This window comes from Viridibacillus sp. KH_047, from assembly GCF_057838945.1.
In genome coordinates, this window is record NZ_CM174479.1 from 4,142,233 (window position 1) to 4,167,358 (window position 25,126).

A 25,126-nucleotide genomic window follows, 5' to 3' on the forward strand; every position below is an offset into this window, starting at 1 on the left:
ACTTACTCACCTCGTTCCTTTGATTGCAGTACCTCTATCATTTCTCTTTGAGTAAAACCTAATGACTCCATGTTGTGAATGAAGCTTTCAACTAATCCTAGCTTCATCTTTTCGCGTAGTTCAGCTAGTCGCTCACGGTTTTCCGTTACGAATGTACCTTGACCACGCTTCGTTTCCGTAATATCCATTTGCTCCAACTCCTTGTATACACGCTGCATTGTATTCGCATTAACCCCGGCTTCAACAGCATATTCCCGAACTGATGGAAGACGATCTCCCGATTTTAAGCTTCCACGAATAATATCACCGCATATACGATCTACAAGCTGTTGATAAATTGGTTTATCCTTCAAAAAATCTAAACTCATCGTTGTTCAACTCCTCGGTCGAACCACTTTAACGCTATAACGTAGAAGAGAATTGTTACGATGGCATAAAATAGGACAGTACCTAAATAAAGATTTTGAATTTCTAGTGCGCCTGGGATACCAGTAATCTTTGGTACCACTTTCTCAACTTCAGTCGATTTGATTTCAATCGTATTAAGCCACTTTTTCATCCATGCTAGCTCTAACATTTTTGACCAAAGTGAAGAGGCCATAATTCCAACAATCACGGTAATAAACCCAGTAAATTTTCCTGTGTAATATCTCATTTTCATATGGAAAATCCATAACAATAACACGACAACAAACATAAACAACGAGTTTGGCACGAGTAGAAGTAGAAGTTGCATCCCAAGTAAAATTAGCTCTCCTAATTCAGCTATATGGCTAGTGACTAGCAAAGTAATACCCAATACACCCAATACAGTAAACACAACAATTTCAAAAAGGATACTAAAAGCAATTTTAGAGCTTAAAATTTGCCCCGTCGTAGCAGGTGTATGTAACCACACATCTATTCTTTTAGCATCTTGATTTAGACTGATACAGAATTGGATCAATACGATAAAACTCTGTAAGAGCACCCATATACCTGTCAACACAAGTGCGATTTCCACATACATCCCATCCCAGTCGAACATTTTCGTTAGTCCTACTGGTATCAGAAAAATTGTTACCACAGTTGCCAATATAACTCCCCATATCCAAGAACGATATAATAACCACTCTCTTTGAAATAGGCCTTTCCATTTTTTCATAAGTATCCCTCGCATGTTCCAGTGTACTAGTTACATAGTACACCTAAAAAAGGAAAATGCAAGTGTTATTGTATTTTAATTACATAAAACCTTGTCAAAATGTTATTCATTTAAACGCTCCATACCTTGCTATGACTAAGTTTAATTCACCCTAAAATAGCATCAATTTCTTTTTGAATTTGCGTTTCTTTCTCCTCTGTCATTTCGAAACGTTTACAAAGTTCATCACAAGTAGCAATCACTTGATTCAATGTTTGTTCTACATGCTTTTGTGATGATTTAATACGCGAATGCAATGACCATTCAGAGAAGATATCATCAAACATATAATCCGCAAATGTTATAAATGAGCCTCTTTCGACTTGTAAATTTCCAGCTTGAATTTCCCTCACATCTAATAATTCTGTTTGAAAATTTTGAAGTGCGACCTGTGCTTTATGTATAGCATTTTCGGTATCATCTAATTCACCGTGTTTTAAAGCAGTCGCAATAAAACCACCTCCTAAAAACGTATCCCATGTAGAGTAGCCTTCAGCATTATCTAATCGTTTTAGTGCAAATTGTAGTGATCTCTTCGCTACGTCCCCAGCTTTCATTGCTTCTTTAATTTCCCAACTTAAAGTCGTTAGTAACGTTCTTTCTTCATACAAGTCTCCCAATAGACGACACTCTGGTAAATTATTTTTGAAAATAAAATCTTCCTTTTCCTTAATAATCGCATACCATCTGTCGTCAATATTTTGCCATCTAGGATTATTAAGTTCTGTCTGTATCTCTGCTAAATCAACTTGTAAAATCTCTTTCATCTTCTCAGCCTCACGCCATTTTGCTTCGGCTGCTGCCATTTCCGACAATTCCTTTAAACGAATTTCATCCTGCTTGCCTGTCCAAGTTCTAAACATATTTAAAAACGAAAATCGATCTAGTTTATCGACATCCTTTGTCTCTTTCTGTAACTTTCTATAATATCTTTCTGAACGTCTACCTATCTCTTCAAGCTGTTCTTGAAGCGTAATTTGACGACGCAAAACTTTATCTCTCTTATCCATTTCAAGCTTTAATTCTGCTTGTCGACCATCTATTTGTTGCAACATTTACCTGACCTCCCATAATTACCTTTTATTAACATACGAAAAAGTTAATGAAATGGTTTCATTTATTTTGATAAACTAAAAGAATAATTGTGAGAGGGTGATCTTTTGGTTACTTTATATATAACAAGACATGGACAAACAGAGTGGAATGTAGCAAAGAGGATGCAAGGTTGGTCTGACTCTCCTTTAACAGAAAAAGGACATCAAGATGCTAAGAAATTAGCTCATAGATTAAAGAATATTCCTTTATCAGCAGCCTATATTAGTCCAAGCGGACGCGCTGTACAAACTGCAGAAATTCTTTTAAAGGGACGCGAAGTGACAACCATTTTAGACGAAGATTTGCGAGAGATTAATGCGGGAGAATGGCAAGGGATGACTTTAAGTAATATTGAGTCCACATTCCCCGACCAGTACGTTGCTTATTATGAGCAACCTGAGCAGTTCAAACCTACATCTGGGGAAAGTTTCCACGATGTTGAAAAGCGAGTTCTTTCAGTTTTAAATCGAATAATTGAAGCAGATCCAGAAGGAAATGTCTTAATCGTTACACATAGTGTTGTGAAAAAATTACTTATTAATTATTTTAAAGGGAATCCATTAAATTCTCTTTGGGATCCTCCTTTTATTCACGGTACGAGCTTAACCGTTGTTGAAATAGATAATGATGGAAAAGCAACCTTTAAAATAGTTGGAGACACTTCACATTTTGAATAAAAAAACCGTCCTTCATACATGGTTTCATGCATGAAGGACGGTTTATTATCAGTGTGGCATTAAACGCTTCGCTTTACGATGCTCGCGACGTGCAGGACCAGTATCGAATAATCGTTTTTCCGCTTCTGTTTCTGGGAACACTCCGGGCACAGGAATAGGTTTACCATTTTCATCAACTGCAACCATTGTTACAAATGATTCCGTAGTTAATTTTTGTTCTCCTGTTAATAGATCACGAGAAATTACACGTACATACACTTCCATAGAAGATCGGCCAGTAGAAGTCACTATACTTTCTAGTTCTAAAACATCACCTACATGAGCGGGTGATACGAAATCAACTGAATCAATAGAAGCGGTCACAACAGCACTTTTTGCATGCTTCATTGATGTAATTGCAGCAATTTCGTCAATATAAGCTAAAACTTTCCCACCAAAAATAGAATTCATATGATTTGTATCTGGGGGCAAGACTAATCTCGATTGTATAGTACGAGACTGTTTCATTGGAATTGCTTCTGTCATTTTCAAAACACGCTCCTAGATCATTTTGTTTTCTCACGCTAATGTTATTTTAAAGTTAATGCGTTTATTTTTCTACAATTGAGATTAAAATAATATTTAAAATCATTAATGACCGTTTACTAACTTAAAATATCCTAAGGAAAACTTTCTTAATAAACTAATGATCCTTTGTAGATTTCATTTCATAGCTTCTCCAGATAAAGCCATTCGTATTCTACAAAGGATCATTATGTTATTTTAAAGAACAGTATTTACCGTAATAAATTTCAATTCTGTCATTCCTTCAACTGCAAATTTAACTCCTTCACGACCATACCCACTCATTTTCACGCCACCATATGGCATATTATCTGTACGGAATGTGGGAATATCGTTAATAATTACAGATCCTGCTTCTAATTCCTCGGCTGCACGCATAGCATCGTCTAGCTTATTTGTGAAAATACCTGCATTCAAACCAAGGTCAGATGCATTTAATAACTCGATCGCTTTGTCGAATGTTTCATATGGAACAATCGACACAATAGGTGCAAATACTTCTTGACAAACTACTTTCATATCTGTTTCGACATTCGTCATGACGGTTGGTGTCAACATACGTTCAGTGAATGTTCCGCCAGTTGCAACGATTGCCCCTTGAGTTTTTGCTTCTTCTATCCACTCTGTAATTCTTGTTACTTCTTTCGGATTAATCATTGCGCTGACATCCGTCGATTTATCAAACGGATCTCCCACTTTTAATTTTTTTGTTTCTGCCACAAACGTCTTTGTAAATTCATCGTAAATCGATTCATGAACAAAAATGCGTTGTAATGAAATACAAACTTGCCCTGCAAAACCGAATGCACCGTTCACACAGCGTCCTACAATTTTTTCAATCGGTGCACTTGGCTCTATGATTAGCCCCGCATTTGAACCAAGTTCGAGTGTGATTTTACGTAAGCCAACCTGTTCTTTGATTTTCAATCCAACAGCTCCACTGCCAGTAAAAGTTACTTTTTTTACTGCTGAATTTGTAACAAGCTCCTCACTAAGCTCACTGCCGCTACCTGTAACAATTTGAAGCACACCGTCTGGTAAACCCGCTTCTTTAAAAATTTCTGCCATCACAATACTGCTTAATGGCGTTTGAGATGCCGGCTTTAAGACAACCGCATTTCCTACAGCAAAAGCTGGTCCTAATTTATGTGCTACCAAATTAAATGGAAAGTTAAAAGGCGTAATAGCAGCGACCACACCAAGTGGTACGCGCTTCGTCCAACCGATTCGATTCGTTACCCCTGGTGCTGCATCCATCGGTACCGTTACACCATGTAGTTGTTTTGCTTCCTCTGCAGCAAATTGATACGTTGCAATAGTACGATCCAACTCACCTAAGCTAGCTGTAATCGGTTTTCCCGCCTCTAATGTCAAAATTTCTGCTAATTCCTCACGACGTCTACGCATAATTTCAACAACACGATATAAAATTTCTGCTCTTTCGTATGCCGTTGTTTTTTTATAAGATTGAAAAGCATTATGTGCGCCCTCAATAGCCCGTTTCACATCTGCTGGTGTTGCCTTTGCCACTTTAGCAATTACTTCGCCACTATAAGGAGATTGTAGTTCATAGCTTTCTACTGTATCTTCCCATTTACCATCTATCCAAAGTTTCTTATATTCCATTTTAAGTCCTCCTATATGTAGTTCACTATGCCTTCCATATTATCACTATTTTTTTGACCCGGTGCAGGTGGGCGGTTAATTACCACCATTGCTATTTGCTGCAGTAGATGCACTAACAATTACAGCGGTTGAAATCATTGCAGCTTGCTGGGCCTGTAAAATAGATTCTATGGATGTGAGTACTGTCATTGTCGTTCCAGTTTGTGTTTCGATTAAATGTTTTGTTTCAAGTTGAACCGCAATAGGTAAAATCATCTCTTTATAACCCCATTTAAAGAGCTTCATCTGTTCAAGGTCATAATAGACATCAACAATTTGCTGTAGGAGTTCATCTTTCGCACCGATAGCTCCCAACAAACCGATTATCATATAATGCGATTTCTTTACTTTAATACCCGCTTTTTTTAAATAATCACGTACATATAACACATTTTCTACAAGTTGGAAGTTATATCTAGCGTTTGTAATGGTCATAATTTGTGACGTCCATTGTAATTCATTACTACTATAAAAATGATTCCCCTTTAAATCCTTAAAATAATCATTCATTGTCGTAGCGCGTTCTTGTATATCACCTTCTTGTTTACTTAGTAGCACAGCAAATGGAATATCTTCATGTGATGTAAGAAACGGATGATGCTTTCGAATTGCATCATAAAGCTCTTTCCCCCTTATTACTTGCTCCTCTTCTGGTATAACATCACCATTTATAAAAAGAGCGGCTAAATAGGAATACATCGACCGCTTAAATCCTACTTGCTTCAAGGCCTCTTCACGTGCTATTAATTGCCCAACTGCTGTACTTGGCATCTCATCTGTACTATCTAAGAAAGCAACCATACTATGACGAATATGGGATCTTAAGGGTGATAATAATTTTGTCTGTGCTTTAATTTCATCTGATATTTCTAAGAATCGTTTTGCATCAAAAGTACGCCCAGTTGTAACATAATAGCTAGCTATAGAAATTAAAAAGCGTTTATCTACACCCCAACTCACGGCATTTTTCAATCTTTCATATGTATCTTGTATATCCCGCTTCACTTTCAGCACTTCCATATTATCCATCTCCTTTTTTAATTTTTACGTACCGCTTAATGATCGGTTTCATTTTGATATAATGTAAATAATTTACGAGTGAGGTGAGTAGCATGACAGAATTTGATGTCATACAACAAACGAATATCTTTCAATCAAAAGGCACGTTAAAAGTACAACTCCAAGAACTTGGAATACATGCGGGTGATTCTATAATTGTTCACTCTTCCCTTAGCAAAATGGGTTGGATTACAGGTGCTGAACAGGCCGTAATTGAGGCTTTGATGGAGAGCATAACTGATAAAGGCACAATCGTTATGCCCTCCCAATCTGCTACCAATTCTGAACCATCATATTGGGCTCTACCACCTGTACCAGAGCCCTGGCATCAAGCAATTCGTGATTCAATGCCAGCTTATAATCCGTATCTATCTCCTTTACGCGGTATGGGGAAAATAGCCGAATGCTTTCTAAGGCACCCCTCAACAGTTCGTAGCATGCATCCAGCACATTCATTTATGGCCTGGGGGTCAAATGCAAAAGAATGGATGAGTTCGCATCCAATTGAAAGCTCATTTGGACTTGCATCACCTCTTGGTAAAATGCTTCAACACAATATGAAGATTTTATTGATTGGTGTTGATTATGATTCTTGTACAGCACTTCATTTATCAGAGTACCTTGCAGATGTACAAAACACATCTCCTCAAGGGGCGGCTATGTTGATTGAAGGTAAGCGCCAATGGGTTACCTTTGATATGCTCAATGTAGATTCAGACCGCTTCCTTGAGATTGGTAACTCATTTGAAAAGGCGCATTCTGAACATGTACATTATGGGAAATTAGGACAAGCCATCACTAAAGTTATTGCAATGAAACCACTTATTGAATACGGTACAATTTGGCTAAATGATCATGCTAAAACTCCTGAAGAATAAGAAAAAGAAAAGGGTCTCTAGCATGAAGTAGCTAGAGACCCTTTTCTTTTATAAAAGCTTTTTCACTTCTGTATATTCTTCTTCAGTAAACGCTCGCGAACGTGTTAAAAAACGTTTACCTTCAACACCTTCAAGGGAAAACATGCCTCCACGCCCATTCACAACATCAATAATAAGCTGAGTATGCTTCCAATAATCATATTGGCTTTCGTGCATATAGAAAGGAACTTCTCCTATTGAACCAAGAAGTACATCGACATCTCCTAGGATCAAATCTCCCTCTGCATAGCACATCGGTGAGGAACCATCACAGCATCCACCTGATTGGTGGAACATGATAGGTCCATGTTTACTTTTAAGCAAGTCGATTAACGCTAACGCCTCATCTGTTGCGATAACACGTACTACCATGTTCCGAACACACCTTTCTTAGAAGAATCCTTGTGCGCCTTCAGCGTAACTAACTAGTAAGTTTTTAGTTTGTTGGTAATGATCTAGCATCATTTTGTGATTTTCACGGCCAATACCAGATAATTTATACCCACCAAATGCAGCATGTGCTGGGTATTGGTGATATGTGTTTGTCCAAACACGACCTGCTTGGATTCCACGACCCATGCGGTAAGCCGTATTCATATCACGGGACCAAACACCTGCACCTAGTCCATATAGAGTATCATTTGCAATTTCAAGCGCCTCTGCTTTGTCTTTGAAAGTTGTCACTGAAAGCACCGGTCCAAAAATTTCTTCTTGGAAAATGCGCATTTTGTTATTTCCTTTAAAGACAGTTGGTTTTACGTAATAACCAGTTGCAAGTTCACCATCAAGTTCGTTTTGACCGCCACCGATTAAGCACTCTGCACCTTCTTGCTTACCAATATCAATGTATGAAAGGATTTTCTCAAGTTGCTCTTGAGAAGCTTGAGCGCCCATCATGACATCGGTATCAAGAGGATTACCAATCTTAATCTCAGCAACACGTTTTAATGCTTTTTCTATGAATCTATCATAAATAGACTCTTGGATTAAAGCGCGTGAAGGACATGTACATACTTCACCTTGGTTTAGGGCAAACATAACAAAACCTTCAACCGCTTTATCTAAAAATGCATCATCTTGATCCATAACATCTTCAAAGAAAATATTTGGTGATTTACCACCAAGCTCAAGAGTAACAGGAATTAAATTTTGTGTTGCATATTGCATAATTAAACGACCAGTAGTCGTTTCACCAGTAAAAGCAATTTTACCAATTCGTGTACTTGTAGCAAGTGGTTTACCTGCTTCTAAACCAAATCCATTAACAACATTTAATACGCCTGCTGGTAATAGATCTTGGATTAATTCTAATAATACAAGGATTGATGTTGGTGTTTGCTCAGCTGGTTTTAAAACGATACAGTTTCCTGCCGCTAATGCTGGAGCCATTTTCCAAACACCCATTAATATAGGGAAATTCCAAGGGATAATTTGTCCAACAACGCCGATTGGCTCATGGAAATGATATGCTACTGTATCATTATCAATTTGACTAATTGAACCTTCTTGAGCTCGGATAGCACCAGCGAAATATCTGAAATGATCAATCGCCAATGGTAAATCCGCATTTAATGTTTCACGTACAGCTTTACCATTATCCCAACTCTCAGCTACCGCTAAAAGTTCCAGGTTTTCTTCTATACGATCAGCGATTTTATTTAAAATACGCGCACGTTCAGTAACAGAAGTAGTCCCCCAACTATCTTTTGCTGCATGTGCCGCGTCTAATGCAAGTTCAATATCTTCAGAAGTTGAGCGTGCTACTTTTGTAAACACTTGCCCTGTTACTGGTGATACGTTCTCAAAATATTGACCATTTACTGGTGCTACCCATTCGCCTCCAATAAAGTTTTCATATTGCTCTTTAAAGTTGACTAAAGCACCTTCAGTATTAGGATTAGCATAAATCATTATTTATCTCCCCTTTTGCAATAATTTAAAACCGCCCACATAGAATACGCTTACATTTACATTTTTTGAATATATATTCTATCATTCAAGTGGTTGTCTACAATAACTATATTCCCTTATATTAGAATAAATTACAACCTAGAGAGCTCAATTTTTCTGAAAAGAATTTATGCTATCATGTATAATTATATTACTCAAAAAAAGGTGGAAGATTATGCGTATAAATAAGTATTTAAGCGAAGCAGGAATCGTTTCAAGACGTGGAGCTGACAAATGGATAGCAGAGGGTAAAGTAACGATTAATGGTGAACCGGCAACTTTAGGGAGCCAAGTAGAAGACGGAGATAAAGTCTGTGTAGACGGCAAACCAGTCGGTAAACAAAATCAATTTGTATACATTAAATTAAACAAACCAGTTGGTATAACAAGTACAACAGAAAAACATATTAAAGGAAATATCGTAGACTTCGTCAACCATCCACTACGAATTTTCCATATAGGTCGATTAGATAAAGATTCAGAAGGACTTATATTATTAACAAATGATGGCGATATTGTAAATGAGATATTACGCTCTGAAAACAAACATGAAAAAGAATATATTGTTAAAGTGGATCAACCTATCACTACTCACTTCTTAAAGAGAATGGCTGAAGGCGTAGATATTTTAGATACTACTACGTTACCTTGTAAAGTTGAAAAATTATCTAGCAACACTTTTAAAATCATTTTAACCCAAGGCTTAAACCGCCAAATCCGTAGAATGTGTTCATCTTTAGGCTATGCCGTAACAAGCTTACAGCGCATTCGTATTATGAATATTGAACTCGATAGCCTACGTGTCGGTGAATGGCGTGACCTAACTGAAAAAGAAAGCTCAGAGCTATTTCGTTTACTGAATTATAAACCTAAAAATTAATTTAATGAAAATGATAGATATTTGGGAGGGCTAGACAATGATTTCAATCAAGAGTACAGAAAATTTGACTGGTGCCCGCATTAGTGGCGACTTTTGGGACTTCGAAGAGCTTGTCTATGCACTGCACCACATCACGACTCTTGACGATCTACAATCCTCCTATGAAGGCGTTTGCATTAGGATTTTAGGTGTCTGCTACGATATAAGGCTTGCTGCTCAAGGTAAGTATAATATCGAGTTCGTCAAAAATGGTATGCACAAAGACATTATAAAATCACAGAATGTCATTATTCCCGAACAAAATGTATATCTATCAGTTGAAGTATTGTGGCCTGAGTTACTTTTCACAACAATCGCTCTAAATGAATTAGACCGATTACAACAAGAACATAACAATGGTCATGCGTGGAATCTACATATGGCTACCATTCGGAAATTCCAAGCCAATGTAATCGACTGTCTGAAAAATTCAATGAATACCAGTGATTTCAAACTTTTCATGAATATGCTTCAAGTTCATCAAACATCTATAGCAGAATATGCTGTTCAATATATAGATCTCTTAAACCTGAAATTCATCGAGATGACACCAGAAGAAAGACAATCAAATTTATTAAATTTTGCTTATAAAATTGCATTTGAAGACACTGAATACCTCGTATTAAAGAAACAATTACTAGAAACAGCCAGCATTACCAAAAGCCCCATTCATAAAATGAAGCTACCCTTAAAATACCCTAAAGAAATTAAATGGTAATTCAACATATGGAAGGCGCAAATTGCACAGGCAATAATGTATTATCGTAACGATTCATTTTCCAGCGCTGGGCATTTAGCTTGTTTAGAAAGTACGTAAGGCTACTAAATTCACTAGTAGCCTTATTTATTAGCTTATTTTATTTAACGCTTTGGAGATGGAATAGAAATAATGATCGAGCGCTTTCAACTCCGTATCACACAAATCATCCATTCTATAGGATAAATAAAGTTTTTTCAGATTTTTTAATACTCTTAAAAAATCTAAAGCTAAAACTTTTGGAGTTGTTTTAGCTAAAGTATTTTCACCCTTTGAAGGATGAACGGTAATATTCACATCATGATTTTTGATTTTGAAAGCTAACTTATTATCAGATGTCTTCCCGAAATCAGAATAGCTGGATTGCTTCTGTTGCAATAGTAAATTTAGAATTCCTTCGCACATACTTTCTATTAACATAAAATGGTGCATCGTTTCAAATTCACACTTACCATTATCACCATAAGCAAACGTGAGAATAGCATTAAATTCAAATAGATTCGACCAGTGCACTTCTCCATCATGGATATCTATAAATGATTCGTCACTATCCAATATGGTTATCTTAATCATTAGTATTCACTCCAGACTTAATAGCTATTTATCACATTATGATTTATAGATTTCACTAAGGTATATCCCCGCTATAAGACCTTAGTAATTTATTTTTTTTCATTACATAAAACACCTTCGATTAGGTGTACGTATTGTTTACATACTCGCTCCGAAGGTGTTTCTATTTTTTTATAAATTAATGTTGAGACATATCTTTTACAAACCACCTAGATATGCTGCTTTAACTTGTTCAGTTTCCTTCAGTTCTTTTGCTGTTCCGGATAACACTACTCTCCCAGTCTCAATAACGTAAGCGCGATCCGCAACAGATAATGCCATATGTGCATTTTGTTCCACAAGTAATATTGTAGTACCTTCTTTATTTATTTCCTTTACAATACTAAAAATCGTTTTTACCATAAGAGGTGCAAGCCCCATAGATGGCTCATCAAGCAATAATAACTTTGGTTTTGCCATAATTGCACGACCCATTGCGAGCATTTGTTGCTCACCGCCAGATAAAGTACCTGACTGTTGCTTTCGACGTTCTAGTAAACGAGGGAATAGCTCAAAAACTCGTTGTAAGTCCTTTGCTATACCACCTTTATCTTTACGTAAATAGGCACCTAACTCCAAATTTTCTTCAACTGTCATATTTGCAAATACACGACGCCCCTCAGGCACATGTGAAATACCCGCTTTAACAATAGATTGTGCTTGCTTCCCTGCAATAGAGGAACCTAAATACTCAATTGTTCCCTGCTTAGGTTTTAACAAACCAGATAATGTTTTTAATAGCGTACTTTTACCTGCGCCATTGGCACCAATTAATGTTACTATCTCACCTTCATTTACCTCTAAGGAGACGCCTTTTAATGCTTGAATATTACCGTAAAATACATTGATGTCATTCACTTTAAGCATATTATTCTGTAACCTCCTCACCAAGGTAAGCTTCTATAACCTTTGGATTGTTGCGAATTTCTTCAGGGGTACCATCCGCTATTAATTGACCGTGATCCAATACATAGATTCTTTCACAAATACCCATTACCAATCCCATATCATGCTCAATTAGTAAGATAGTCAAATCGAATTTCTTTCGGATTAATGCTATTAATTCCATCAAGTCCTTCGTTTCTTGTGGATTCATACCTGCTGCAGGTTCATCAAGAAGCAGTAGTTTTGGACCTGCCGCTAGTGCACGTGCAATTTCAAGTCGACGTTGCATTCCATACGGTAAGTTTTTTGCTAATTCGTCTTTGTATTTATCTAGACCAAATATTTTCAAGAATTCAATCGATACCTCTTCCATTTTGGCTTCTCCAGAAAAGAAGCTTGGTAAACGAAATACTGAACTGAATATGGAGTGCTTCGCTAACGAATGATTTGCTACTTTAACATTATCTAATACAGATAATTCTTTAAAGAGACGAATATTTTGGAATGTACGACTGACACCACTTTTTGTTACTTGGTGTGGAGACATATTATTTGTCCGTTTGCCATCAAATAAAATTTCACCTTCAGTAGGTTTATACACACCTGTTAGCATATTGAAGCTCGTCGTTTTACCTGCACCATTTGGACCAATTAAACCAATTAATTCGCCTTGAAATAGCTCTAGATTCAATCCTTGCACTGCCTTTAATCCACCAAATTGAATACCGACATTTTCTACTTTCAGAAGAAGGTTATTGGTCATCTAGATTACCTCCTTTAGAACGCTTACCCAATTTAAAATAGTCTGTAATTTCTTTTGTCCCCATCAAACCTGATGGACGATAAAGCATTACGATAATTAATACTAAACTATAAATAATCATACGTGTTTCCGGGAACTCTGTTAGATACATTGAGACAACTGTCAAAAGTATCGCTGCAATAATTGCACCTGACAAACTCCCTAATCCACCTAATACAACATAAATTAAAATATCAAAAGATTTTAAAAAGCCGAATTGAGAAGGTTGAATGATATAGAAGTTATGTGAGAACAAACCACCTGCAAGACCCGCAAAGAATGAACCTAACGCAAAGGCAACAACTTTATAATAGGTTGTGTTAATCCCCATAGCATCTGCTGCAATCTCGTCTTCACGTACAGCTATGCAAGCACGGCCATGCCTAGACTTTGTAAAGTTTGCAATAATGATGACTGTAATGAAAACACCAAAGAATGCATAAGTCCAAGTAGTCATTTGTGTAATCTGCATACCTGCTGCGCCACCAACATAATCCGTATTCAGGAAAATAATTCGAATGATTTCAGCAAAACCCAGCGTAGCAATTGCTAAATAATCACCTTTCAATCGTAAAGATGGAATACCAACAACTAATCCTGCAAGTGCCGCTACAACTGCCCCAATAAATAATGCAACTGGGAATGGTAGGTCAAAATGCATTGTACAAATTGCCGAAATGTAAGCACCTACTGCTAAAAATCCCGCATGACCAATCGAGAATTGTCCCGTAATCCCTATGACTAGATGCAAACTTACAGCCAAAATGATATTAATGGCAATCGTGATCAATAAATTCGAGTAATACATATCCAATTGGTTACTTGTAATCATGAATTGAACAATAGCGTAAACAATAAGAGCAATGATTGCATATAGCCAAAATACTTTAGACTTTTTCATAAGTACCACTCACCTACACTTTCTCACGGGTGTTTTTACCAAAGATACCCGACGGTCTAAAGATTAAAATTAAGATTAAAATGACAAATGCCGCAGCATCTCGCCATAAAGAGAAACCTAGAGCACTAACAATTGACTCTACAACGCCTAGTACCATACCACCAGCCATTGCACCCGGGATAATACCAATTCCCCCAAGCACTGCTGCTACGAAAGCTTTAACCCCTGGAATAACCCCCATTAATGGGTCAATCTTTGTATAATATACACCGAAAATTACTCCTGCTGCTCCAGCTAAAGCTGATCCAATAGCAAAGGTCGCAGAGATTGTATTATCTACATTGATACCCATTAAGCGAGCCGCCTCTACATCATGTGATACTGCACGCATCGCCTTACCAATTTTCGTTTTATGTACAATAAACTGTAGAATAATCATTAAACTTAATGAGACTGACAAAATCATAATTGACTGAGCACTAATCTGTGCTCCCAAAAAATTGAATGTACTTTTTGATAAGACATCTGGATACGCCTCTGGTTGAGCTCCGCGGAAATAAATTACACTGTATTCGATCAATAATGACACACCGATTGCTGTGATTAACGCAGCTATTCTCGTAGCATTCCGAAGCCTTTTATACGCAATGCGCTCAATAAGTACCCCAAAAATCGCACAGACTACCATCGCTAAAAGCAATGCTGGGAAGAAACCTAAGCCCCATCCTGATATTGCATAAAACCCGATAAATGCACCGATCATAAATACATCACCGTGTGCAAAGTTAATTAGCTTGATAATACCGTAAACCATCGTATAACCTAATGCGATAAGTGCATAAATACTACCGAGTGAAATACCGTTTACTAGTTGTTGCACCCATTCCATAAAATCTCACTCCTTTTAAACCCGCATCGGGTAAGTTAAAACGCGAAAAGGGAGGTCAGTGCCTCCCCTTTCTGTTAGAAAATCATTAAGGATTAACTTTAGAGTTGAACACTTGTTTACCGTCTTTAAATTCAAGAACTGTTGCTGTTTTCACTGGATGGTGATTTTCATCAACTGAGAATGTACCTGTTACTAATGGCAGATCTTTTGTAGCTGCTAAAGCTTTTTGAACTGCTTCGCCATCTGTCGATCCCGCACGTTCTATAGCATCTTTTAACCAATACACAGTGTCATAACCAAGAGCGTTAAACGCATCTGGTGCTTTATCTTTATTTGCTGCTTTAAATGATGATACGAATTTTTGGATCTTTTCATCTGGATCTTCAGAAGAATAATGGTTAGTAAAGAATGTATTATTTAATGCATCTTTACCAGCTAACTCAACCATTTTTGGTGAATCCCAACCATCGCCACCCATAAGAGGCACATCAATACCTGCTTCACGAGCTTGTTTTACAATCAAACCAACTTCTTCATAGTAACCAGGAATATAAATGAATTCTGGTTTTTTAGATTTTAAACGAGTCAATATAGATTTGAAATCTGTATCTTTTGCGATATATGCTTCTTCAGCTACTACTTTACCGCCATTAGCTTCAACTGTTTCTTTAAATGATTTAGCTAAGCCTTTTGCATAGTCACTAGAACTATCAGCATAAATTGCTACGTTCTTAAGCTTTAAAGTGTTTGTTGCAAAATTTGCTGCAATTTTCCCTTGGAATGGGTCAATGAAGCACGTACGGAATGCATAATCATTAACAGATCCATCTTCGTTTACTGTTACAGTTGTAGATGTAGCAGATGGCCCAATAATTGGCATTTTATTCTTATTTGCAATTTGCACTGCAGCTACTGTATTACCTGATGTTGCGGAACCAATTTGTGCCACTACCTTTTCTTGAGTTGCTAATTTAATTGCTGCTGATGTTGCTTCAGCTGCATCTGATTTGTTATCAATTTTTACGGTTTTAATTTGTTTACCATCAATACCGCCTGCTTTGTTGATCTCATCAATTGCTAATTCAGCCCCTGCTGCAACACCTGAACCGTAAGATGCTACGCCACCTGATAGCTCTAAGTTCATACCGATTTTAATAACGTCACTGTCTTTACCACCGCTACTACTACCGCCACTAGCTGCATCATCTTTTGCACCACAACCTGCTAAAGCACCTATGATTAATGAAGAAGCTAGGAATACTGAAGTAAATCTTTTTAGTTTGTTTTTTGATATCATATGAATCCCCCTTTAAGTATAATACTATATTTTTAGATATTTCTGATAATTATAAACAATTAGATTACTATACGCAATACAGTAAAATAACTTTTAATCTATCATCAGTTTTTTACACATTTAGAAGTACATTCAATATATTAAAACATTCTCTCGATTACGTCTAGATTATTTTTTCAGTTTATTTTAAATATTCTTATATATTATGTTGGTATCATTGATTTATACTATTTATATACTATTATCCTTTTTAAATAGTATATTTATGTCATTTCAAACTAATAAAGAAACCTCGAGAAATATAAAATCCCTCGAGGTTTCTTTATTAAAATTAGCTATTTTCTTTTTTTGATAATTTTCCTGGCCAAAATGCGAAGCGTCCAGAAACAGTTGTTAATGCTGGTACTAATAATGGACGAACGATAAATGTATCTAACAAAATACCGATTGCAGTCACAACTCCAAATTGTACAAGCACCTGAATTGGCAATGTTGCTAATACAGCAAAGGTTCCTGCTAAAATTAGTCCTGCCGAGGTAATGACACTACTCGTATGCACAACACCGTCGGCCACTGCATCGTTATGGCTATGAGTTCGTCGTTTCTTCCATATCTCTGATACCATGAAAATATTATAATCTTCACCTAATGCAACTAAGAATACGAACGAATACAGTGGAATGGATCCTTGAATTGCTTCTGCTCCAAAACCATAATGCAACACCAGCCACCCTGCACCTAACGCACCCAAAAATGAAAGAACAACAGTACCTAATAGATAAACAGTTGCTGTAATTGAGCGCAAATACACTAATAATAGTAACGCTATGATAGCAATCATTGTTGGCATAATAACTGATTCGTCTCGGGCAATTGTTGTTTTTGTATCATATTGAGTGGCAGTTTCCCCACCAATCCAAAAACTATTTGTGGCATTCTCTATATCAGCTTCTTTTAATAACGAATTAACTTTCTTCTTTAAATCAGGAACATGCTCTAATGATTCGGCAGAATAAGGATTATCAGATAGCGTTAATTCATACAACTGAATATCTTTATTATTACTACCTTGACGTACTTCATTTACGCCGTCTATATAATCTAATTCAGCAAGATTTTTTTGTAAATTTATATCCTTACCTTTTGTATCAACAATTACCTTCACAGGAGCGAGGTCTCCAGGAGAAAAATTGTCTGAAATAAGCTTAAATCCTTCTCGTGATTCCATCTCTTCTGGGAATGAAGAAAGAATATCGAAAGTAAACTGTATTCTTGGCACGAAAGCCGCTAAGCCTCCAAGTAAAATTACAGTTGCCGTAATAACAAGCCAAGGCTTATGCGTTACTAAATGCCCCACTTTACGGCTAAATTTATGCTGTGGCTTCGGTTCTTTATAAGCTTTATTTTTTTTCTTAGCTTTAGCTTTTTCCATATCTACGGTACGTGGTACAAACGGATAAAATACTACACGTCCAAATAAAACTAGCATTGCTGGTAATAACGTTAGTGCTGCAATTCCCATAACTAATATTGCAAAACTAAATGGTACTGCGAATCTTTGGAAAGAACCATAATGTGCGAGTCCAAGCGTGCCTAGACCAATAACAACGGTCAAAGCACTCATTGCAATAGCGCCGCCTGAATCTCTAATAGCAAGTTTCATCGCTTTGTACTTATCTTCTACATCTAGTAATATTTCACGATATTTTGATATTAAAAATAAACAATAATCTGTTCCTGCTCCAAAGAGTAGAACGGTCATAATTGATACTGCCTGGGCATCTTTACTAATCCATCCTTGCTCTGCAAAGAAACCTAATGAAGGACTAATAATCCCGTAAGCAAATCCAACGATAATAAGTGGAATTATTGCTAGTAGAGGTGATCTGTATAACAAAATAAGTAGGACTAAAACAAGTAATACTGTTGCAATCATTAGTTTAATATCTGCTGAAGAGAACAAACTAACTGCATCAATTTGAATTCCAACTGGTCCTGATAGACGTAGTTGCAACTCATCGCTACCTAATTTTGCAGTGAATGGATCTTTCCCTAATTCTTCTTTTACAAGTTTTTTAAATTCATCTGTGCTTTTTTCAAGATCATCTGTAATAGCAGCTTTATCAAAGAAAATAGGCGTTACAATTGTTGTACCATTTTCAGATGCACTTGCAGCTAAAGCTTGAGGTGGTAACTTACCCAATGGAGGTAATACTGTTTGTTGCTCTAATGGGTTATCAGCTAATTTCTTATATACATTTTGAATAGTTGAATAATCCTCTTTCGATAATTTCCCATCTCTATGCCATACAACTAATAATGGATTACCCGAGTCATCAGAAAACTCCTGATCGATTAACTTAGCAGCTTGTTGAGACATTGCATCAGCTGGAACATTTTCAGCTGAATCATTATCAATACTGTTTACTTGGGGCCACATGAATGATAAAACCGTTACGAGCAATACCCACGTTATAAGTGCAATCCAACGTGACTTCTTCCCTCCAACTAATTCACCCCAAGCTTCTAATGGATGTTTTTTCATGATTTACCACCTTCCTAATACATTTGTTTTTATTATATATACTGGTTAGTTAATTTTTCAAGAGGTTTCACCTAATATGTTATAATATATGTAAAATAACCAAGTAGGAGGAGTTCAAGTGAGGCAGAAATCACGTAGCCTTGGGAGACCTCGTCAAAATGAAACGACAAAACCAACAAAAACAATTATTTTAGATACAGCAACAAAACTATTTATACAAAATGGCTATAAAATCGTATCAATGGATGATGTTGCTAAAGCATGTAATATTACGAAAGCGTCTGTTTACTATTACTACCCTACGAAAGCGGATTTGTTTACAGATGCCATGGTGCATATGATGCAACGAATCGCTTTGCGTATTTCGCAAATCTTAACAACAGATGCTCCCTTAAAAACTAGATTATATCAGCTTGTTAAAATTCAACTATCCGCAACAATTGATGTAGATATGGGAAGCTTTATGCGCGATGCCAAAATGCATTTATCCGAACTACAACTGCAAATGATGAAGGAATCTGAAGAGCAAATGTACGAAGCAGTGGAGAAAGTATTAATAGAAGCTATGAACAAGGGAGAAATTCCAAAGTTCGACTCTAAATTCGCCACACACTCCTTCATGTCTTTATTAAATGTAGGAAATTATCGAGATGCACAATCGCAGTCCATATTCCCTTCTATTGATGAGGCGGCAACGCAAATTGTTGATTTTTATCTTAGAGGTTTAGGTGTTCAATAAAGACACCTAAATCTTTTTATTTTTGAACAATATAAAATAAAGACTAGCTAATACTATACCAAATAAAAGGTGACCAACTATCCACACAACTAAAGCCTCAACTGAGGTAAGGGCAGGCGTTTTATTTGAAAGTACTGTCGTTGGAAAATACACTATAGCGATTAATACCGATACTAAAACCACTACAATTAATTGATGTCTCTTTATATATTTTTTAAAGTAAATTATGTATGTCATAACAGCCGATAACCCAACTGCAATAAGTAGATGCAATAGAAATTCCACAGTTTCTGGATAATGATACTTTCCCAAGATGGGAATAAAATCAATATTCAACAACAATGTGTACACTCTTATATTGAAAGTGACTTCAACATATTTAAAGAGGAAGCCTAGGAAAAGACCTGCGATAGTACCTGCAATAATATTCTTTATAACGAAATCCTTTTTTCTCACCACACTCACCCTTCCCTAATTGTTACTGGACTACAAATGGGGGTATTACTATGAAAAAAATAATCGTTTGGTTCAGAAAAGATTTAAGAATCCACAATCATGTCACACCTGCATTACAAGCTTATAATCTCATAAAAAAAGCTTAGTCCCATAGGAACTAAGCTTTTTATTATAACTCTTCTTTTGCTACATTTTTCAACAATTTCTTTTGGATGGCCAAATATTGATCGACCTCTTCCTCACTTAATACGCTGAAAAGTTCCATTGCTAAATCATGTCCCTTTGACTGGGCATCAATTAACACTTTACTTCCCATTTCTGTAATAGCTAATAAAACATGACGACGGTCATTAGCATTATATTGACGTTCTGCAAAGCCATTTTTCACTAGCTTAGTTGCAATATTCGTCATAGCACCTGGCGTATAACCGAGCTTATCTGCTAAAACAGTCTGTTTTTGTGCCCCGTTCATTTTTAACTCACTCAGAGCTAATATAGGTGATATACCTATATTATGTGGAAACATTTGTGAAAATCGAATGATGTTAGCATTGTTAACTAATTCAACTGCATGTATAAGTTTAAAAATATTCGTGTCTCTCAATTTGTCCTCCCCTGATTGCAGAAAAACTTATCTAAGCATTATTGATCCACCATCAGCCATAATTGTTTGACCAGTAATATATTGAGAATCCTCAGAAGCTAAGAATACTGCTACGCGACCGATATCATTTTCAACATCACCAAAACGTCCCAAAGGAATTTTGTTTTTAACTGCTTCATAATATTCTGGTTGTGCTTTTGCCCAAGCTTCTACACCTTGAGAATTTGCAAGCGGTCCAATTATGTTAACGTTGATACCAAAGCGTCCCCATTCGTTAGCAGCTACACGTGTAATACCACGAATTGCTTCTTTTGCTGCAGCATATACACCTTGCGTTTCATGTCCAGCTAAACCAGCACCTGAAGCAAAGTTAATAATATTACCTTTTGTCTCCTTCAAGTATGGAAGTGCAGCTTGCATTAAATAGAATGTTGCGTAGAAACCAGTACCAAATGATAGATCAAGATCTGCTTGAGTTGTTTCCTCAATAGATACTTGTTTTGATGCATGAGCATTGTTTACTAAGACATCAATTTTACCATATTTTTCAGCTACTGTCTTCACGATATTGCCTAAATTATCACGATCCATAAGGTTAGCTTGGATAAATGATGATTTTGGAGAAATTGCTTGTAATTCTTTAGCCATTGCTTCTCCAGCTTCTTCGTTTAAGTCAACGATTGCAACGATTGCGCCTTCTTTAACCATTGCCTTTGCCATACCGCCACCGATACCGCCAGCTCCGCCAGTAATAATTACTACTTTTTCATCTAATTTTCCCATTAATCACAACTCCTTTTATTCATGAGTATAGTTTAACACTAAAATATTTATTAGTGAAATGAAAGTTCTTCTTTTAAAAGCCTATTGATTCATAAAAGTTATTCTACATAGTTTTATAGCAACTTTTCGTGGATATAAATTATATATATTTAAATACTAATATTCGCTCATTTATATTACGAATGGAAACTTCTTCGAGAAATATCTCATTCTCTAATTCAAAATTAGTCTCATATTGTAAAAATTGTACATACTCTATTGATGGATAATATAAAATAAGGCTAATTTGGCGAGGTTCCAATTCTACTGAGCGTAATATATTGTTTACTACTTTACGGAATATTTGAACTGAGAATGGATTAAAAAAGAAAAACACATTATCCTTTTTCTGAACTAAATAATCTTGTGCTAACACACATTGAAAATCAATAGCATTATTTTTCACACTGTGTTTCCTCATATATTGAACTTTATTCGTTAAAGCATTTTCATAGAAAGTTGAATTCATTTCAACCCCAACAACATTTGTATGAAAGCGGTGATGCACATAAAAAGGGACACGTCCTTTACCACATCCGATATCCACCACACAATCCGTACTTTCAAGACTATATTTATCAAAAAGCTGGTTTAGTGCGGCGTATGGCGTAGGCTCATAACGGTGGTAATGCGTCAATGTTGGATAGCCATACTGATTGCCTGTAGTCTCAATATGTAAAAGCTGATCAAATTGTAGTTCATTCATATTTTAAGCACCTACTCTTTAATATTAAATATTTTAAAATTAAAACTTTTGATTATCTAATAATTTTCACTTATAATGGTCTCACAATTTAATAATAATTTAACGGCAGGGAATATGTGAATAAAACGACTTGTTTAGCAAAATGAGCTCCCATCATTACTAGTAGTGGTCTTGTAATTGATAAGACACTCGTTTTATGCTAAAGAAACCGTTCGATCAATGAGGAATCGTACATTACAAACGAACTTGAATAGTGGAATTTAACTTCCTAAGGCAACGTCTTCGTGATTCACATCGTGCAGATTTGAATCTGAAACCTTTCTAAATTTGTTCGAGAAGTTAAAAATGAACTCTAGGGTCTAGCAACGGAGGCTAAATTCTTTTAATCATTTACTAACTCACTCTTCTCAATCCGTTTTTATTAAAGGCTTAAATGAGCAGTGAACTTTGGATTTTGAAATCTGAAGGATAAGCTCCACTCATTTAAATGTTACAACGACAAAATACCTTTCTTTTAAGCTAGCTGCTCGACACAGTTAGCTTCTTTTTTTATTCTTTGAGTTATATTTGGTTAACTTCAGTTAATTGCATCTGAAACAATACTAGATGTCTTAAACAACTACCTCGAATTTAAATAGACATTGGAGCATAAAAAACTCCACTAACATCACTGTTAGTGGAGTTCTTATTTTTTATTAAAGGTATGTCCTACATATACGAAGTGAATGAAAATAATTCTTCCACCAAGCTATTTATCGTACTGAATCTTCTGGTGTGTCAAAGTAGGCTGCCGCTTTATCATAATCGAAGCGACCTTCCCATTTAGACATAACGATTGTAGCTAGAGAGTTACCAACTACATTTACAACTGTACGAGCCATATCAAGAATACGGTCGATACCAGCAATAAATGCTAAACCTTCTGGTGGTATACCTACAGTACCAAGAGTCGCTAATAATACAACAAAAGATACACCTGGTACGCCTGCAATACCTTTAGAAGTAACCATTAATACAAGTACTAATGTAATTTGATCCATAATAGTTAAATTAACATTATACATTTGAGCAATGAAAATTGCCGCAATCGCTTGGTATAGCGTAGAACCATCTAAGTTAAATGAATATCCCGTAGGTATTACAAAAGATACGACATCCTTCGGGCTACCGAATTTTTCCATTTTTTGCATCACTTTTGGTAATACGGTTTCAGAGCTTGAAGTAGAGTATGCTAAAATCAGCTCATCTTTTAATACTCTAAGCAAACGGAAAATATTGATACCAACAAGCTTAGCAATTGAACCTAATATCACGATAATAAAGAATATCATGGATGCATAAACTAAAATCGCCAATTTACCTAAAGGTATTAAGGACTCTAAACCGAATTTTGAAACGGTTATCCCGATTAATGCGAATACACCAAAAGGAGCAAATTTCATAACTGTGTTTGTTACCCAGAACATAGCGTCTGCTGTTCCTTGGAAGAAAGCAAGAACTGGTTTCCCTCTCTCACCAATAGAAGCTACACCAAGCCCAAATAATACAGAGAAGAAGATTATAGCTAACATATTCGTATTAGCCATAGCATCAATGATATTCGTTGGAACAATATTAATAATTGTATCAGCGAAACCATGACTTTGTACTTCTTCAGTTGTATGAAGATATTGAGAAATATCACCTTTAGTGATAGCACTCATATCCACACCAACACCAGGTTGGAATATATTTGCAACCAATAAACCAACAACAATTGCAATTGTTGTTACAACTTCAAAGTAAATAAGCGTTTTTACACCTAATTTACCAAGTTGTTTCATGTCACCTGTTCCAGCAACACCTAAAATTAATGTAGATACAATAATCGGTACAACGATCATTTTGATCATATTCAAGAATATCGTACCAATTGGTTGTAAATAAGTTTCAACCTTTGGATTACCGTAGAAGATTGCACCTACTGTAACACCTAAAACAAGTCCGATCAATATTTGAACAGCTAAACTTATCTTAAATTTTTTCTTCATCAATAAGTCACCCCTTTGTTCTGTTTTACTTTTTACAGAAAAAGCCTTATTCACATTTTATTAACGACTTATCAAATCCGACAGAATCCGACATTTATTTAATTAAAAAATTTTGAAATAAGAAATTTTATTGTTTTTCCGCTAACTATTTTACCTATTTAGGTGGATGATGATACTTCTCTAAAGACTCTACATATAACACTTGTAAGAACTTCTTCACATTCACTTTTATCTTCCTAGTCATCTTAGAATCCTCTTGAATCGAACGCATACATGTTCGAATTTCTGAGAACTCAAAGTAGCGCGGAGCATAATATTCAAACTCAGGATTTGTATAATCGACAACACCCAAAGTTGCTAAATTATTCATTGCGGCCAATATCGTTCTACGTATTCGTTGCTCAATGGCCTTACTTTCTTTCATTATCTCAACACCGTTAGTCTTTGTTTCAGATGCAAGTTCCTCATACAAATCCTTTAAAGCTGGCAATTGCATGGAAGATTCACTACGATTAATCAGCAATTCCATGATGCTTAGAATGTCGTCACTTCCTACTTCTCCCACAATGCCCATATCATTTAAAATGGATAAAACTACATCTCTTATAGTTCGATGTGTTTCTTCTTTCGTGGTCTCTTCAAAGTTTACTAATGACTCACGAATCGTGAGCAGCGATCGTTTTAGTAAAAAGCGCTCTGCTGTTTTTTTTAGGACACTTTGCACTTCCACGCGATTGATGGGTTTATGGATAAAGAACTCCACGTCTTTTTCGTATGCTTGCCCCACCATTTCCTTATTCACGACTTGTGAAATCATCACAAAATGACCTTTAAATCCTTGTTTTCTCAATTGTTCTATTGTTTCAATACCATCTAAAATCGGCATTAATAAATCGATTAATACAAGATCAGGATGACTTGACAAAATAAGTGGCAATGCACTTTCTCCACTATCAGCCTCCCCAATTACTACCCCCAAATCACCTTCAATAATTATTTGCTTCAGCATTCGGCGGCTAGCTGCATCATCGTCTACTATAAAATAACGCAGG

26 protein-coding genes are annotated in these 25,126 nt (G+C 36.1%); 5 read left to right on the top strand and 21 right to left on the bottom strand.

What is annotated here, in order from left to right:
* Positions 1 to 2 precede the first annotated feature (2 nt).
* The 3 genes from AC3IS5_RS20315 to AC3IS5_RS20325 form a co-directional block, all read right to left on the bottom strand.
* Entirely contained in the window at positions 3 to 368 is a 366-nt protein-coding gene (locus AC3IS5_RS20315; protein WP_489425979.1) for a GntR family transcriptional regulator, read from the bottom strand.
* Entirely contained in the window at positions 365 to 1,144 is a 780-nt protein-coding gene (locus AC3IS5_RS20320) for a hypothetical protein (RefSeq protein ID WP_489425980.1), read from the bottom strand. Before AC3IS5_RS20320 ends, AC3IS5_RS20315 begins: the two co-directional genes overlap by 4 nt.
* A 146-nt stretch (positions 1,145 to 1,290) precedes the next feature.
* Positions 1,291 to 2,238, bottom strand: coding sequence for a hypothetical protein (locus AC3IS5_RS20325; RefSeq protein ID WP_489425981.1), 948 nt, complete (start codon positions 2,236 to 2,238; stop codon positions 1,291 to 1,293).
* 105 nt (positions 2,239 to 2,343) lie between these two features.
* Here AC3IS5_RS20325 and AC3IS5_RS20330 point away from each other — a divergent pair, with 105 nt between their 5' ends.
* Positions 2,344 to 2,955 (top strand): histidine phosphatase family protein, encoded by a 612-nt coding sequence (locus tag AC3IS5_RS20330; protein ID WP_489425982.1) that lies wholly within the window; start codon positions 2,344 to 2,346, stop codon positions 2,953 to 2,955.
* A gap of 48 nt (positions 2,956 to 3,003) precedes the next feature.
* Here the strand turns inward: AC3IS5_RS20330 and AC3IS5_RS20335 are convergent, their stop codons facing one another.
* The 3 genes from AC3IS5_RS20335 to AC3IS5_RS20345 all read right to left on the bottom strand — a co-directional run bounded on the left by AC3IS5_RS20335 (position 3,004) and on the right by AC3IS5_RS20345 (position 6,204).
* Positions 3,004 to 3,480 (bottom strand): acyl-CoA thioesterase, encoded by a 477-nt coding sequence (locus AC3IS5_RS20335; protein ID WP_489425983.1) that lies wholly within the window; start codon positions 3,478 to 3,480, stop codon positions 3,004 to 3,006.
* A gap of 237 nt (positions 3,481 to 3,717) precedes the next feature.
* The gene (locus tag AC3IS5_RS20340; protein WP_489425984.1) at positions 3,718 to 5,145 is read right to left on the bottom strand and encodes an aldehyde dehydrogenase family protein; all 1,428 of its coding nucleotides are present in this window, start codon (positions 5,143 to 5,145) and stop codon (positions 3,718 to 3,720) included.
* Between the two features lie 75 nt (positions 5,146 to 5,220).
* Positions 5,221 to 6,204, bottom strand: a complete 984-nt coding sequence (locus AC3IS5_RS20345) for a DUF4003 family protein (RefSeq protein WP_489425985.1) — start codon at positions 6,202 to 6,204, stop codon at positions 5,221 to 5,223.
* 92 nt (positions 6,205 to 6,296) lie between these two features.
* Between AC3IS5_RS20345 and AC3IS5_RS20350 the strand changes: the two genes are divergently transcribed.
* A complete protein-coding gene (locus tag AC3IS5_RS20350) occupies positions 6,297 to 7,121 on the top strand; it encodes an AAC(3) family N-acetyltransferase (protein WP_489425986.1) in 825 nt (274 codons plus the stop codon).
* 48 nt (positions 7,122 to 7,169) lie between these two features.
* Here the strand turns inward: AC3IS5_RS20350 and AC3IS5_RS20355 are convergent, their stop codons facing one another.
* Both AC3IS5_RS20355 and adh read right to left on the bottom strand, forming a co-directional pair.
* Positions 7,170 to 7,532 (bottom strand): DUF779 domain-containing protein, encoded by a 363-nt coding sequence (locus tag AC3IS5_RS20355; RefSeq protein WP_390395045.1) that lies wholly within the window; start codon positions 7,530 to 7,532, stop codon positions 7,170 to 7,172.
* 18 nt (positions 7,533 to 7,550) lie between these two features.
* Complete coding sequence (gene adh / locus AC3IS5_RS20360; RefSeq protein ID WP_489425987.1) at positions 7,551 to 9,071, bottom strand: aldehyde dehydrogenase; 1,521 nt, start codon at positions 9,069 to 9,071, stop codon at positions 7,551 to 7,553.
* Between the two features lie 214 nt (positions 9,072 to 9,285).
* On the opposite strand from adh, the gene rluF reads away from it, so the two are divergent.
* Complete coding sequence (gene rluF, locus AC3IS5_RS20365) at positions 9,286 to 9,990, top strand: 23S rRNA pseudouridine(2604) synthase RluF (RefSeq protein ID WP_489425988.1); 705 nt, start codon at positions 9,286 to 9,288, stop codon at positions 9,988 to 9,990.
* Between the two features lie 37 nt (positions 9,991 to 10,027).
* Entirely contained in the window at positions 10,028 to 10,747 is a 720-nt protein-coding gene (locus AC3IS5_RS20370) for a DUF6904 family protein (RefSeq protein ID WP_489425989.1), read from the top strand.
* A gap of 129 nt (positions 10,748 to 10,876) precedes the next feature.
* Here the strand turns inward: AC3IS5_RS20370 and AC3IS5_RS20375 are convergent, their stop codons facing one another.
* The 7 genes from AC3IS5_RS20375 to AC3IS5_RS20405 all read right to left on the bottom strand — a co-directional run bounded on the left by AC3IS5_RS20375 (position 10,877) and on the right by AC3IS5_RS20405 (position 18,717).
* The gene (locus AC3IS5_RS20375; RefSeq protein WP_489425990.1) at positions 10,877 to 11,359 is read right to left on the bottom strand and encodes a hypothetical protein; all 483 of its coding nucleotides are present in this window, start codon (positions 11,357 to 11,359) and stop codon (positions 10,877 to 10,879) included.
* Positions 11,360 to 11,557: 198 nt separating this feature from the next.
* Positions 11,558 to 12,265 carry an ABC transporter ATP-binding protein gene (locus AC3IS5_RS20380; protein ID WP_368539312.1) on the bottom strand — a complete coding sequence of 236 codons (708 nt, stop codon included), beginning with the start codon at positions 12,263 to 12,265 and terminating at the stop codon, positions 11,558 to 11,560.
* Between the two features lies 1 nt (position 12,266).
* Positions 12,267 to 13,046, bottom strand: coding sequence for an ABC transporter ATP-binding protein (locus AC3IS5_RS20385; protein WP_489425991.1), 780 nt, complete (start codon positions 13,044 to 13,046; stop codon positions 12,267 to 12,269).
* A complete protein-coding gene (locus AC3IS5_RS20390; RefSeq protein WP_427734208.1) occupies positions 13,036 to 13,986 on the bottom strand; it encodes a branched-chain amino acid ABC transporter permease in 951 nt (316 codons plus the stop codon). The genes AC3IS5_RS20385 and AC3IS5_RS20390 overlap by 11 nt, the downstream gene beginning before the upstream one ends.
* Before the next feature lie 13 nt (positions 13,987 to 13,999).
* Positions 14,000 to 14,875: a branched-chain amino acid ABC transporter permease gene (locus tag AC3IS5_RS20395; RefSeq protein ID WP_038178956.1), complete on the bottom strand. Its 876-nt coding sequence runs from the start codon at positions 14,873 to 14,875 to the stop codon at positions 14,000 to 14,002.
* 85 nt (positions 14,876 to 14,960) lie between these two features.
* Positions 14,961 to 16,172, bottom strand: a complete 1,212-nt coding sequence (locus AC3IS5_RS20400; RefSeq protein WP_489425992.1) for an ABC transporter substrate-binding protein — start codon at positions 16,170 to 16,172, stop codon at positions 14,961 to 14,963.
* Between the two features lie 331 nt (positions 16,173 to 16,503).
* Positions 16,504 to 18,717: an MMPL family transporter gene (locus AC3IS5_RS20405; protein ID WP_489425993.1), complete on the bottom strand. Its 2,214-nt coding sequence runs from the start codon at positions 18,715 to 18,717 to the stop codon at positions 16,504 to 16,506.
* Between the two features lie 118 nt (positions 18,718 to 18,835).
* Between AC3IS5_RS20405 and AC3IS5_RS20410 the strand changes: the two genes are divergently transcribed.
* Complete coding sequence (locus AC3IS5_RS20410) at positions 18,836 to 19,456, top strand: TetR/AcrR family transcriptional regulator (RefSeq protein WP_489425994.1); 621 nt, start codon at positions 18,836 to 18,838, stop codon at positions 19,454 to 19,456.
* Positions 19,457 to 19,462: 6 nt separating this feature from the next.
* On the opposite strand, the gene AC3IS5_RS20415 is transcribed toward AC3IS5_RS20410, so the two are convergent.
* The 6 genes from AC3IS5_RS20415 to AC3IS5_RS20440 form a co-directional block, all read right to left on the bottom strand.
* Positions 19,463 to 19,915 (bottom strand): hypothetical protein, encoded by a 453-nt coding sequence (locus tag AC3IS5_RS20415; protein ID WP_489425995.1) that lies wholly within the window; start codon positions 19,913 to 19,915, stop codon positions 19,463 to 19,465.
* A gap of 166 nt (positions 19,916 to 20,081) precedes the next feature.
* On the bottom strand, positions 20,082 to 20,516 hold the full coding sequence (locus AC3IS5_RS20420; RefSeq protein ID WP_489425996.1) for a MarR family winged helix-turn-helix transcriptional regulator: 435 nt from the start codon (positions 20,514 to 20,516) through the stop codon (positions 20,082 to 20,084).
* 27 nt (positions 20,517 to 20,543) lie between these two features.
* Positions 20,544 to 21,299, bottom strand: coding sequence for an SDR family NAD(P)-dependent oxidoreductase (locus AC3IS5_RS20425; RefSeq protein WP_489425997.1), 756 nt, complete (start codon positions 21,297 to 21,299; stop codon positions 20,544 to 20,546).
* 139 nt (positions 21,300 to 21,438) lie between these two features.
* Entirely contained in the window at positions 21,439 to 22,044 is a 606-nt protein-coding gene (locus AC3IS5_RS20430; protein ID WP_489425998.1) for a class I SAM-dependent methyltransferase, read from the bottom strand.
* Between the two features lie 752 nt (positions 22,045 to 22,796).
* Positions 22,797 to 24,074: a cation:dicarboxylate symporter family transporter gene (locus AC3IS5_RS20435; protein ID WP_489425999.1), complete on the bottom strand. Its 1,278-nt coding sequence runs from the start codon at positions 24,072 to 24,074 to the stop codon at positions 22,797 to 22,799.
* A 154-nt stretch (positions 24,075 to 24,228) separates the two neighbouring features.
* Positions 24,229 to 25,125, bottom strand: coding sequence for a response regulator (locus tag AC3IS5_RS20440; RefSeq protein WP_489427947.1), 897 nt, complete (start codon positions 25,123 to 25,125; stop codon positions 24,229 to 24,231).
* Between the last annotated feature and the right edge of the window lies 1 nt (position 25,126).